Origin of the sequence: Otariodibacter oris (genome assembly GCF_009684715.1) — a bacterium.
Lineage (GTDB): Bacteria > Pseudomonadota > Gammaproteobacteria > Enterobacterales > Pasteurellaceae > Otariodibacter > Otariodibacter oris.
Genome location: NZ_CP016604.1, coordinates 1,341,355 through 1,354,402 on the forward strand (window position 1 = coordinate 1,341,355; position 13,048 = coordinate 1,354,402).

Consider the following 13,048-nt stretch of genomic DNA (forward strand, 5'->3'; position numbering starts at 1 on the left):
TTCCATACAATTTAATGGATTAGTTTTGACCAAACATCTGCTCAATGCTCTCTTGCAAATGATCAAACATCTGATAGCGTTTGCGGTGTAACGATCGTTTTTTGGTTTCAATCTCTTCTAATGGCTTACGTTTAATTTCTAATGGCAATACCCAATAACCACGTTCGTTGAGTATCCCTTCATGCTCTTGCCAAAAATGATCATAGTTAAATAGTAATCTGGAATGATCATTTCTACGGTATTTCGCTTGATGTTTATGTGCAATACCCACCAATTCACAATCGAAAACTTTAGCCAACATTTTAAACGCATTCACTAACAGCGCATGAGGTCTAAAACCATGTAAATTTTTAGTCGCCTTCTTTACTAATTCTTTAGCATTTTCACCATTAGGTCCCTGAATAGATGCAATCAATAATAAATTAGGAGATAAAAATGAAAATGAGGCATCATAAACACTCTTACCATTTGTATCTCTAATATTTAAAGAAAAAAATCCTTCAAAAGGATCAATCTTATTGAGATTCAAATACAGGCTTAAATCTTCCGTTAATTGTGCGAGCAATATCGTTTTTTGCTGAACTAATTTACTAGAAAAGGCTATGCCAAATTTATTCTTTGTCATCGCAAGGCTATCAATAATTGCCTTAACACGTTGTGCCTTAGTAAAACTATTATCACAAAACTTTTGTAGCACCGCATTACATCGATAAGGAACATCAGTAAAAACAGGTATCCATAATGGATTATGATTTAGATATGATTCAAATTGTTTACGTTCAGTTGAACACCACAGGCTATAAAAATGATAGCGAAAAAATAAACGAATTCTTTTTAATGCTCTTTTTTCATCTGCATATAATTCTTTATAAATTGGAAATAAAAACTCCGACTCCATTTATTACAACATCCAATTACAAAAACAATTTCCGCATTTTATCAACTTTTGCTACTATTCCCTAATATTTTATAAGGAAACATAATGAATCGACGTGATTTACTATTACATGAAATGAATATCCCCCAATGGATATTAACAAAACCACAGGTTTTGAAAGGGGATGCTCAAATTCGCTTAGAAGATCACATCAAACTCGTTATTGTCTGTGATGAAGATCATCAACAAACTCAACGATTCCAAGATATTTTACTAGCCTTAAAAATTAGTAATGAAGAATATCAATGGATCAATTTTTCACAATCTATGAGGCTCAACTTCCAGCACAGCCCTATTTTTTGGATAATTCAAGATAAATCAAATCATGAATTATTTGCAAAAAAATATGCAGATCTGACCGCTTGGTATCAAACGGATTGGAATGATCTTTCACTTCCCCCACAAAAACGACAATTTTGGCAACAAATTGAATCCTTTTGCCCTAATTTAGAGGAAAATTCGTGATCGAACTTATCACATCTACCGATTTTGACCGCTTATTTAACATTGAGCAACAAGCACATATTACCCCTTGGAGTAAAGGCACTTTACTGAATAACCAGGGCGAGCGTTATCTCAATTTAAAGTTATCTATTGATGGAAAAATTATTGCCTTTGCTATTTGCCAAACGATTTTAGATGAAGCGACTTTATTCAATATTGCAGTCGATCCCGCTTATCAAGGAAAAGGTTACGGCAAACAATTGCTACAAGGATTGATTGAAAAATTAAACGAGAAGAATATTGCTACGATTTGGCTTGAAGTTAGAGAGTCGAATCAAACCGCACAACACTTATACACCACAATGGGCTTTAATGAAGTGACCGTTCGCAAAAATTATTACCCAAAACCAAATGGCGAACGAGAAAATGCGATCGTGATGGCACTTTATCTTTAACCCTATTCACTTTATGATGATAACTATCGTCATTACATGAGAACACTATGAACACCATTGAAACATTTGAAGAGCTTGATTTAAGCCCTGAATTATTAAAAGCCTTGACTAAAAAAGGTTACAAACGCCCAACGGCAATCCAACAAGAAATTATTCCACCCGCATTAGACGGACGTGATGTCCTTGGCTCAGCCCCAACGGGTACAGGTAAAACTGCGGCATTTTTATTACCTGCCATTCAACATTTACTGGATTATCCACGCCGTAAACCCGGTCCACCACGCGTTTTAGTCCTCACCCCTACTCGTGAACTAGCCATGCAGGTTGCGGAACAAGCAGAAATTTTAAGTGAATTCACTAATCTGAATATTGCTACCATCACAGGTGGTGTCGCTTACCAAAATCATGGGGAAGTATTTAATACAAACCAAGATTTAGTCGTTGCAACACCGGGGCGATTATTACAATACATTAAAGAAGAAAATTTCGATTGTCGTTCAGTTGAAATCCTTATTTTTGATGAAGCAGACAGAATGTTACAAATGGGATTTGGACAAGATGCAGAACGCATTGCGGCTGAAACTCGTTGGAGAAAATATACTTGGTTATTTTCTGCCACTCTTGAGGGCGAACTGCTTACTGATTTTGCACAGCGTATTTTAGACAATCCAATCGAAATTGATGCCGAACCAAGCCGTCGTGAACGCAAAAAGATTCAGCAATGGTATTACCATGCAGATAATGTTGAGCATAAAACAAAACTCTTAGCCCGTTTAATTACCAATTTTGGAATAGACCGAGGCATCGTGTTTGTCCGTCGTCGAGATGATGTTCGAGAATTAAGTGATACGTTACGTAAAAGAGGCATCCGCTCTACTTATCTTGAAGGGGAAATGGCACAAACTCAACGTACTCAAGCGATTACTCGTCTAAAAGAAGGCGTAGTAAATGTGTTAGTTGCCACCGATGTTGCCGCACGAGGTATTGATATTGAAGATGTCGATTTTGTGATTAACTTCGATCTGCCATACAGTGCTGATACCTATCTTCATCGTATCGGACGTACTGCCCGTGCAGGTAAAAAAGGATCAGCTGTTTCTTTAGTCGAGGCTCACGATTACAAATTGTTAGGTAAAATTCAACGCTACACCGATGAAGTACTTAAGCCAAGAACAATCGAAGGCTTAGAACCAAGAACAAAAGCCCCAAAAGATGGCGAGCTAAACACGACGACGAAAAAAGAAAAAGCACGAATCAAGAAAAAGAAAGAGGCGAAAAAAGAGGCGACAAAGAAAAAAGTCAAAGTCCGCCATAAAGATACCAAAAATATCGGCAAACGTAGAAAGCCAAGTTCTGCTAATGTAGAGAACAAAGAAGATTAGCAACATCGTACCTAGTAAAATAAGGATATTAACTTTTTGAATAATATATGCCCTATATAGATTGAGTAATAGATGCTAAAAACATCTCATAAGAAGATTTATATACTAAACTATGTTAGTTTATATTGTAATAACTCATAAAAAACTGTATTACTTATTAACTTTAATAACTTATTATCAATAATATAAATCATAGATAGAAAGATACAGCCGAGAACCTTGGTTATACTTTAAAAAATAATTATTTAAGGAATATAAAATGGATGAATTCACAGATTTAAACTTAGATAGAGAAAAATTAAAAAACTGTTTGGAGCAATTTTGTAAAAAAAATGAGTTTCATCTTGAATTTGTAGAAGATAAACCTAATAAGAAAACTTTCAAAATTATTAAATCAGGACTTGAACCTGCTCGTTTAGTTTTTCATCTAAAGAAATCTGGAGCAACTACAATTCAAATTAATGAAGGTAAAAATAAAAAACTTAATTGTGAAATTGCTGAATATATTAAACTTAACTTGTGTCAAGAAGAAATAAAAAGTTTAAATATCTTGATTAAAGGAATAAGCAATACCACTATGGAAAAAATTTTTTCTGAAATAGAGTCTATTCAAGGAATAAACAAAATTAATATTACACCTAAAAAAATTAACGGCGGTACCTTGTATGAACTTAAATCAGAAACATTTGATGATCAATTAAATCTTTCTTATTACGATAAAAATCATAACTTATTAATTCAAGGGAGACCTTTATCTTGTTATAAAGTAGTAGCTTATTCACTATCAATGGATATAAACACAGACACTCTGGCAAGAATTCTTTACAAAAAAGATGATTGCGAAAAAAATATTGCAAGACCAGAAACATCTGAATCTCTTTTAAAAATGAAATTACCAAAATCATATGATAATTTACCTAAAGAAATCAAAAATTTGTTAATATCAAGTTGTTGTATAAGAGCTGCATCTCCCAATCTACCTGAATATTCCATGCTAACATACTGTGAATTAAAAGCTCTGGAAGGTATCATTAAATCAAAACTTGTAGAATGTCAAATTGTAGAAATACCAAATAATGTTGGTGAACTATTTGAAATTCCACATGACCCAAAAGCAATTACATTAAAAAATGAAATTCTACAACAGTATAAGGAATTGAATCAAATTAAAACTCCTATCGAAGCAGCATATAAATATTATAGAGCTCGTCGACATTCATTATTTCATATGCAAGGCTTTATTCACACAAGCTCTAAAGTAGACTCATTACAGGCGGCTATAAATATATGTGATAAAGTTTATAGTTTAATAGAAGGCTTTTATTAAATGTTATTCACAATAGATATTTATAAAACTAAATTAGGTAAGTCTTTGGTTGTTTGTACGGGAACAGATTATTTAAACCTATTTTCTTTATTAAAAGAAATTAGAGAAAAATGGGTTTACCTACATGACTCAACCCCAACAGAAATGCTATTTGATATGTATTATACCAATGGAAATTCTGATAATAGATTTGCAAAAATATATTTTAATGGAAATAAATTTGTTCCTGAAACATATTCTATTATTCCTATTAAAAAGATTGATGAGGAAATAGTTAATCAACAAAATAAGAAATTCGAACATTAATTTGGTGATAATAGAGTGTATTAATTCTAAATACTACACCATTTATATAAGATAACATTTTATAGATATAAAATTATGGACTTTTATTATTTTATTATTAAATAACATCACCCATCTAATTATTGTCTTTTAGGTTTTATCACTGAAACTCAAATAAACAATTAACAAAGGTGTAATAGAGAAAATTCAGGCTGTAAAACCTCTTAAGGCTATATACTATATGCATTTGCGTGGATTGAAAGTAATGAATCAAAAAACTGCGCTTTTTGTGGAAAAAAACACATTAAAAAGAATGGTTATAAATCAGGGAAACAGCAGTATAAATGCCTTACCTGTAATCGGCAGTTTTTAGGGGGTAAACGCCTTAATAATCAAATTTTGTGGCAAGAATATACGCAAGGTAAACAGACTTATAAACAACTTGCTGATAAGTATGGCTGTAGTCAAAAGACCATACAAAGGCGGTTGGATACAATTGACATTAAGTCACGTAATAGGCTAACTACTCGTGCAAATATCGTAATGGATACGACCTACTTCGGTAGAAGCTTTGGCTTAATGGTATTTATCGACGCATCAAGGAAAGTTGTATTACATCACTGCATTATTGATTATGAAACCAATGCATTATATCAGCAAGGAATAGAATATATAAAATCACAAGGTGTTGATATAAAAAGCATTACTTGTGATGGAAGACGGGGTCTTAACGTGTTGTTTAAAGATATTCCTATGCAAATGTGTCAATTTCATCAGTTACAGATAATTACCCGATATTTAACTCGTCGCCCTCAAAATATCGCAAGTATTGCATTGAGACATCTAGTTTTAAACATAAAATCTTATGATAAAACAGCGTTTATTCAAAATTTAGAGAGTTGGTATTTGGCTTATAAAGATTACTTAAATGAGCGTAGCATCAATGCAGAAACAGGCAAGACTTGGTACACCCATAAGCGTCTTAGAAGTGCGTATAGAAATTTAAGAACAAATAGTAACTGGCTATTTACTTATAGAGAATTGGGGAACTTAAACATTCCAAATACCACCAATTCTCTAGAAGGTTTGTTTAGTGAGTTAAAACGACAATTAAGTAGTCATAATGGGCTAAGTAAACAACGTAAGATCAAGTTTATTAAGCACTTTTTGCTTACGTACTCTGCAACATAACCTGAATTTTGTCCATTAGAGACTAACCGCTAATTTTCAGCCTGAATTTTGTCCATTACACCCAAATTTTGAATGAAATCTTACCGCTTGTGTTGTTGCAATGGAGGGTTAGAAATCCTCGGCGTATTGCATAAAGTCAAATTCCCCCTCTTTTTTGGCGAAAAGGTGGGCGGCGTAGTGGTCGATGGCTTCTGCGGGGTTGCTCAGTTTTTTGATTTTCAATACATCCGCTTGGGGAACAAGGTACACATTTCTTTCCTGATTATGGGAAGAGACAAAAAGCTGAAAACCACTTTTATCCCAACTTTCATTTGGGCGGGTATCGAGCAAACAGCGTAATTCAAAATACTTTTCATCATCAAGAAAATCATCTGTATCATATTCTTGTCTAAATGAATGATTGAATTTCGCCTCTAAAAAATCCACATATTTGGGTAACGCATACCCTTTCTTATCTTCAAAACCAGCAATCAATGAATGTAATGGCATTAATGTTGTTGAAGGAAGCGTGCTTTTATAAACATTATGCACAGTGTACTCTATCCCCCCCCCCAACTTTCACTGCGATATAACCAAGAGTTTAATATAGCTAACGGAATAGTTGAGTATTGTTTATTATTTTCAGCATAAGAATAAGGATCATAATAAATAAAATAAGCTCTATCATTCACTAAAATGCCTAATTGAGTCAAATCTGACTGTAAAGGCGGTTGCTTTGCTTTTTTTACCGCATAAAAAATCTTCCTTGCATTAAATACTTATAAGATAACGGTTGCGTATCTTTAAATGGTGCAATGATATATTCAAATAAATCCCCATATTGAAAAAAATTATACCCATTAAATTCCCTACTAATATCTCTTAATGATAATGATTCGTAGGGTATATCATTCACATTATAATAAACTGTTGTAAAAAGCTTATGTAGTTCCTGCTCGTTGACAAAATTCATTTTATAATTCTCACATATTAACTTCTTCGTTCGCCACTCTTATCACTCTAATCCATTCCATCATCTTCGATCAAATACCATTCTAAAAACGCATAAAAGCTATCCCAATGTTTCATTTTATCCGTTCCAAGTAAATCTTGCTCGCCTAGGGTAAAATCCCAAACTGAATTATCTTCGGTATTATATAAATATCCACCTTCCCCTTCTCCCGTTGTAAATAGGATATAGTTTTTAGGTATTCCCCATACTTCATGGGCAAATATAACACCATTAAAACTTTGAGGTGGGCAAGGATCTACTATTTCAGAAGCTCCATCTCTATATTCTAAACATCCTAAAAAATATTTAGTATATAATTTATAAAATTCACTATTATTCTTAACTCCAAAAGAATTAAGAACTTTACTTGTTAATTGTTTCTCTGATTCATTTTTTAATCTAGCCATATCTTGTTTGGCTAATAAAATTTCTATCTTATTCTTTAATTTCACAATATTTCCCCTTCTCTCTGAGCTAATTCAAAACTTATTATGTAAAAAAATCACAAATAATTAATTTTAGAATAAGTATATTTTTATTAATTTATTCTTCTTCACTTGTCAAATACCATTCTAAAAACGCATAAAAGCTATCCCAATGTTTCATTTTATCCGTTCCAAGTAAATCTTGCTCGCCTAGGGTAAAATTCCAAACTGAATTATCTTCGGTGTTGTATAAATACCCTCCACTATATCCATCATTCGCAAAAATGATATATTCATTAGGTATATTCCAACTATTTTTTAAATTTCTATTTAACGCTAAAAATTCCTTTTCTCTAGCAACTTCGACTAAAGATTCTATACCTACCCTTTTTATCAACCCATAAGTAAAATATGTAGAAAAGAAATTGTAAAAGTCAGATTCTTTATCTATATTTAATTTATCTAAAGAAGAATAAGATTTTAGAACAGAATCTCTAGGTTTTACGATATTTTCGCCCTGTAATAGCATTAAATGATCTATTTTATTTTTTAAGTTCACTACACTAAAATCCTCAATCGCACTCTAAGATTACGTTATCATAATCTATTGTCTAAGTATTCCATACACAAAAAAGCGGTCAGATCCGTAAATTATTTTACCAATCTGACCGCTTGTCATTTGCTAATTAAGCTTTAAAAAATTAAGCAGGATGTCTTTCTGCTACTTCTTTTAATAAAGTTTGTAATTCGCCTTTTTGGAACATCTCAATCACGATATCTGCTCCGCCAACTAACTCGCCTTCAACCCAAAGTTGTGGGAATGTTGGCCAGTTTGCATATTTTGGTAATTCTGCACGAATATCAGGATTTGTTAAAATATCCACATATCCAAATGGTACTTGGCAATTAATTACCGCTTCTACTGCACGAGCAGAGAATCCGCATGAAGGGAATTTTGGTGAGCCTTTCATGTAAAGAAGAATTGGGTTTTCGCTAATTTGTTTTTTGATTCTATCAATCGTTTCCATTTTTTACCTCATGTTTTAGAAATTGGTTTCACTTATTGCACTTAATTATTTTGCAATACGTTTATATTTAATACGGTGTGGCTGTGTTGCTTCAGCACCAAATGTTTTCTTTTTCCACTCTTCGTAGTCTGAGAAGTTACCTTCATAGAAGGTTACTTTGCCCTCATCACCATAGTCTAAAATATGCGTAGCGATACGGTCTAAGAACCAGCGGTCATGTGATATAACTAAAGCACAACCCGGGAATTCTAAAATAGCATTTTCTAATGCACGCAATGTTTCGACATCGAGATCATTGGTCGGTTCGTCTAATAATAGTACGTTCCCACCTACTTGTAACAATTTAGCAAGGTGTAAACGACCACGTTCCCCACCGGATAATTCACCAACACGTTTTTGTTGATCAACACCTTTAAAGTTGAAACGTCCTACATAAGCACGGCTTGGGATCTCAAAGTTACCAATCTTCATAATATCTAAACCGCCAGACACTTCTTCCCAAACAGTTTTACTATTATCCATAGCATCACGGAACTGATCAACCGATGCCATAACCACTGTTTCACCTAGTGTGATTGAACCTGCATCAGGTTGTTCTTGCCCTGAAAGCATACGGAATAAAGTAGATTTACCCGCACCATTCGCCCCGATAATCCCAACGATTGCACCTTTTGGAAGGCTAAAAGAAAGATCATCTATTAGGGTACGATTTCCGTAAGATTTTACTAAGTTTTGAACTTCAATAACCTTATCCCCTAAGCGTGGACCCGGTGGAATAAAGAGTTCATTGGTTTCATTACGTTTTTGGTATTCGCCATTATTCAATTCTTCAAAACGTGCCATACGCGCTTTACTTTTCGCTTGGCGACCTTTTGGATTTTGACGAACCCATTCTAATTCTTTTTCAATTGATTTTTGACGGGCCGATTCAGCCGCTTGTTCTTGAGCTAAACGTTTCTCTTTTTGCTCTAACCAAGAAGAATAGTTACCTTCCCACGGAATACCTTCCCCACGGTCAAGCTCTAAGATCCAACCTGCTACGTTATCTAAGAAATAACGGTCATGGGTAATTGCAACCACCGTACCTTCATAATCATGTAAGAAACGCTCTAACCACGCTACAGATTCTGCATCTAAGTGGTTTGTTGGCTCATCAAGCAACAACATATCTGGTTTTTCTAGCAATAAGCGACAAAGTGCCACACGACGACGCTCACCACCCGATAAATGCTCAATTTTGGCATCCCATTCTGGTAAACGTAATGCATCCGCTGCACGTTCTAATTGGTTATCTAAATTATGTCCATCATGAGCCTGGATAATCGCTTCTAATTCTGCTTGTTCTGCGGCCAATTTATCAAAATCCGCATCAGGATCAGCATATAACGCATAAACTTCATCTAAGCGAGTTAAAGCGTGTTTGACTTCGCCAACGGCTTCTTCAATGGCTTCACGCACAGTTTGTTGTGGTTCAAGTTTTGGTTCTTGTGGTAAATAGCCGATTTTGATCCCCGGTTGTGGGCGAGCTTCCCCTTCAATCTCAGTATCAATCCCTGCCATAATACGTAAGAGGGTCGATTTACCCGCACCATTTAAACCAAGTACCCCAATTTTCGCACCCGGGAAAAAGCTAAGAGAAATGTTTTTTAGAATGTGTCGTTTTGGTGGTACTACTTTACCAACACGATGCATTGTATAAACAAATTGTGTGGACATTACATTTATTCCTTATGATAAAAATTACCGCACATTCTACTTGAAATTAGCTTAAGTTGGAATTGAAAACATATAACGTACAACCTTGACCTTTTTTTACATATTTGTAACATATAGATAGTTTGTGAGTGAACTATGCACTTGTAAGTTTGTCACAGTGAGGCACTATCCTTATATAATATTTATTTAACTAATAACTAATTGATGTAACTAATATGATGATTTATCTTTTTACAATATTTATTCCTGTATGTTTTGTCCTGTCTTTTTACGTAAGTCAGGTATTAAAAACCTTACAAGCCTCTAAAATATGGTATTACCTATTTTGGCTAGTGGCGATTATTATTCCTCTTAACTTGATTCTGCAATGGACATTCCGGGCCCAATCTATTTGGAATAGTGTTCAACTCTATTCTGTTTCAGCGTTGATTATTTGGTTACTCACTCTTATAACCATAACCTTGGTGTTATTCTTAGAAGATATTCAACGAATTTGCGCACGCTTGTTCCGTAAAAAACCAGATCCAAATACAAAAACCTCTTTGCCATCAAGACGAAAATTTATTAGCTGGATGGCATTAGGTTTAGCGATGGTACCCTTTGCCTCCATGATTTACGCTATTACTAAAGGTAGATATAACTATAAAGTGTGGAAATACACTCTTTATTATGATGATCTCCCAGAAGCGTTTGAGGGTTATACATTAACCCAAATATCAGACATCCATTGTGGTAGCTTCGACAACCGAGAAAAAATTCAGTATGGGATTGATTTAATCAATCAACAAGAAAGTGATGTCATTTTATTTACAGGGGATCTTGTTAATAACATAGCAACAGAAGTATTGCCTTGGAAAGATATCTTTAGCCAACTTAAAGCAAAAGATGGGGTTTTTTCAACCTTAGGTAATCACGATTATGGTGATTATTCCAATTGGGCTAATACTCAAGAAAAAACACAAAACTTTGAAACGTTGAAAAGATTGCAAAAAGAAATGGGATGGGATTTATTATTAAATGAACATCGCTATCTTGAAAAAGACGGACAAAGAATTGCGTTAGTTGGCGTAGAAAACTGGGGATATGGTCGCTATTCTAAACATGGTGATTTAGAGAAAGCCCTTGAAGGTGTCGATGATAAAGATTTCAAAATTTTAATGAGCCATGATCCGACTCACTGGGAATATGTGATATTACCACAAAATAAAAATATCCATTTAACACTCAGTGGCCATACTCATGGTATGCAATTAGGGATTGAAATTGAAGGATTTATTAAATGGAGTCCTGCAAGATGGCAATATAAATACTGGGCAGGTATGTACGAAGAACAAGGTAAGAGACTCAATGTAAACCGTGGATTCGGTTACCTCGCCTTCCCAGGTCGATTAGGTGTATGGCCAGAAATTACTGTAATTGAATTACGCAAAACACCTACTGCTTAATAATAAATAACATTTCGTTTTTATATTAATAAACAAGCGGTCTGATTCTTTAAATAATTTGCAAATTATCATGAGAATCAGACCGCTTGTATTTCAGAAAATCAAAAAATAAATTACTGTTCTCTAGCCACCGCTCTGTATCCAATATCACGACGATAAAAACGTCCTGTCCACTTAATTTGTTCTGCGAGAGCAAGAGCTTGTTGTTGAGCTTCTTTTACGCTGTTACCTAGTGCAGTGGCACAAAGTACACGTCCACCATTGGTTAATAATTTTCCGTCTTTTTGTTCAACACCCGCTAAGAAAACTTTTTGTGATGAATTTAATTCTGTTGGAATCCCTGTGATTTCATCACCTTTGCGGTAATCAGCAGGATAACCTTCTGCGGCAAGGACGATACCTAATGCGGCTTGTTCGCACCATTTAGATTGAATTTCATCTAATTTTTCATCACAGGCTTTTAAGCATAATTCAACTAAATCAGATTCCAAACGCATCATAATTGGTTGCGTTTCTGGATCACCAAAACGGCAGTTAAATTCGATCACTTTTGGCTGACCATTTGGCATAATCATTAGCCCTGCATATAAGAAACCTGTATATGGATTATTTTCTGCAGCCATACCACGAACGGTTGGATAAATCACTTCATCCATAATACGTTGATGAATATCAGGCGTTACTACGGGTGCTGGTGAATATGCGCCCATTCCACCAGTATTGAGTCCTTTATCACCTTCACCAACACGTTTATGATCTTGGCTAGTTGCCATTGGCTCAACGTGTTTGCCATCCACCATTACAATAAAGCTTGCTTCTTCACCATCTAAAAACTCTTCGATCACCACTCGGCTACCTGCATCACCAAAAGCATTGCCTGAAAGCATATCTCTTACAGCATCTTCCGCCTCTTCAAGCGTCATTGCTACGATAACACCTTTACCAGCTGCTAACCCATCCGCTTTAATCACGATAGGTGCACCTTTTTCTTTTAAATAAGCTAAAGCAGGTTCAACTTCTGTGAAATTCTGATATTCCGCAGTCGGAATATTGTGACGAGCGAGGAAATCTTTAGTGAAAGCTTTTGATCCTTCTAATTGTGCTGCTGCTTGAGTTGGTCCAAAAATCTTTAAACCCGCTTGGCGAAATGCATCAACAACACCAATAACTAATGGCGCTTCAGGTCCAACAATCGTTAAGCCGATTTCATTTTTTTGAGCGAATTGGACTAAGGCTTGCACATCTGTGGCTGAAATCGCCACATTTTCAATCCCCTCTTCTAATGCGGTACCTGCATTACCTGGTGCAACAAAGACTGTTTTTACTAGTGGGGATTGACGTGCTTTCCAAGCAAGTGCATGTTCACGACCGCCATTACCAATGATCAAAATATTCATAAATTTCCTCGTAAGTTAAATGTTC

The 13,048-nt window shown here is 34.8% G+C and carries 14 protein-coding genes; 7 read left to right on the top strand and 7 right to left on the bottom strand.

What is annotated here, in order from left to right; translation table 11 throughout:
* Positions 1–19: 19 nt before the first annotated feature.
* Positions 20–898: a VirK/YbjX family protein gene (locus A6A10_RS06225; RefSeq protein WP_121120904.1), complete on the bottom strand. Its 879-nt coding sequence runs from the start codon at positions 896–898 to the stop codon at positions 20–22.
* An 84-nt stretch (positions 899–982) separates the two neighbouring features.
* Between A6A10_RS06225 and A6A10_RS06230 the strand changes: the two genes are divergently transcribed.
* From A6A10_RS06230 to A6A10_RS06255, 6 genes are all read left to right on the top strand, one after another.
* Positions 983–1,402 carry a DNA polymerase III subunit psi gene (locus A6A10_RS06230; protein ID WP_121120902.1) on the top strand — a complete coding sequence of 140 codons (420 nt, stop codon included), beginning with the start codon at positions 983–985 and terminating at the stop codon, positions 1,400–1,402.
* Entirely contained in the window at positions 1,399–1,836 is a 438-nt protein-coding gene (gene rimI, locus A6A10_RS06235; protein WP_121120899.1) for a ribosomal protein S18-alanine N-acetyltransferase, read from the top strand. Before A6A10_RS06230 ends, rimI begins: the two co-directional genes overlap by 4 nt.
* Positions 1,837–1,883: 47 nt before the next feature.
* On the top strand, positions 1,884–3,218 hold the full coding sequence (gene srmB, locus A6A10_RS06240; RefSeq protein ID WP_121120897.1) for an ATP-dependent RNA helicase SrmB: 1,335 nt from the start codon (positions 1,884–1,886) through the stop codon (positions 3,216–3,218).
* A 259-nt stretch (positions 3,219–3,477) separates the two neighbouring features.
* Complete coding sequence (locus A6A10_RS06245) at positions 3,478–4,545, top strand: type II toxin-antitoxin system RnlA family toxin (protein WP_121120895.1); 1,068 nt, start codon at positions 3,478–3,480, stop codon at positions 4,543–4,545.
* Entirely contained in the window at positions 4,546–4,851 is a 306-nt protein-coding gene (locus A6A10_RS06250; RefSeq protein ID WP_121120893.1) for a type II toxin-antitoxin system RnlB family antitoxin, read from the top strand.
* Between the two features lie 282 nt (positions 4,852–5,133).
* Entirely contained in the window at positions 5,134–6,021 is an 888-nt protein-coding gene (locus tag A6A10_RS06255; RefSeq protein ID WP_418789104.1) for an IS256 family transposase, variant Zn-binding type, read from the top strand.
* Between the two features lie 108 nt (positions 6,022–6,129).
* Here the strand turns inward: A6A10_RS06255 and A6A10_RS09635 are convergent, their stop codons facing one another.
* The 5 genes from A6A10_RS09635 to ettA all read right to left on the bottom strand — a co-directional run bounded on the left by A6A10_RS09635 (position 6,130) and on the right by ettA (position 10,181).
* Positions 6,130–6,552 carry a hypothetical protein gene (locus A6A10_RS09635; protein ID WP_229583597.1) on the bottom strand — a complete coding sequence of 141 codons (423 nt, stop codon included), beginning with the start codon at positions 6,550–6,552 and terminating at the stop codon, positions 6,130–6,132.
* Between the two features lie 468 nt (positions 6,553–7,020).
* Positions 7,021–7,464, bottom strand: coding sequence for a hypothetical protein (locus A6A10_RS06265; protein ID WP_121120889.1), 444 nt, complete (start codon positions 7,462–7,464; stop codon positions 7,021–7,023).
* A gap of 91 nt (positions 7,465–7,555) precedes the next feature.
* Complete coding sequence (locus A6A10_RS06270) at positions 7,556–7,996, bottom strand: hypothetical protein (RefSeq protein ID WP_121120887.1); 441 nt, start codon at positions 7,994–7,996, stop codon at positions 7,556–7,558.
* 142 nt (positions 7,997–8,138) lie between these two features.
* Positions 8,139–8,465: a Grx4 family monothiol glutaredoxin gene (gene grxD / locus A6A10_RS06275; RefSeq protein ID WP_121120885.1), complete on the bottom strand. Its 327-nt coding sequence runs from the start codon at positions 8,463–8,465 to the stop codon at positions 8,139–8,141.
* 45 nt (positions 8,466–8,510) lie between these two features.
* Positions 8,511–10,181 carry an energy-dependent translational throttle protein EttA gene (gene ettA / locus A6A10_RS06280; protein WP_121120883.1) on the bottom strand — a complete coding sequence of 557 codons (1,671 nt, stop codon included), beginning with the start codon at positions 10,179–10,181 and terminating at the stop codon, positions 8,511–8,513.
* A gap of 215 nt (positions 10,182–10,396) precedes the next feature.
* Here ettA and A6A10_RS06285 point away from each other — a divergent pair, with 215 nt between their 5' ends.
* Positions 10,397–11,626 (top strand): metallophosphoesterase, encoded by a 1,230-nt coding sequence (locus A6A10_RS06285; RefSeq protein WP_211327971.1) that lies wholly within the window; start codon positions 10,397–10,399, stop codon positions 11,624–11,626.
* A 113-nt stretch (positions 11,627–11,739) separates the two neighbouring features.
* Here the strand turns inward: A6A10_RS06285 and purD are convergent, their stop codons facing one another.
* Positions 11,740–13,023 carry a phosphoribosylamine--glycine ligase gene (gene purD / locus A6A10_RS06290; protein WP_121120881.1) on the bottom strand — a complete coding sequence of 428 codons (1,284 nt, stop codon included), beginning with the start codon at positions 13,021–13,023 and terminating at the stop codon, positions 11,740–11,742.
* Positions 13,024–13,048: the final 25 nt, after the last annotated feature.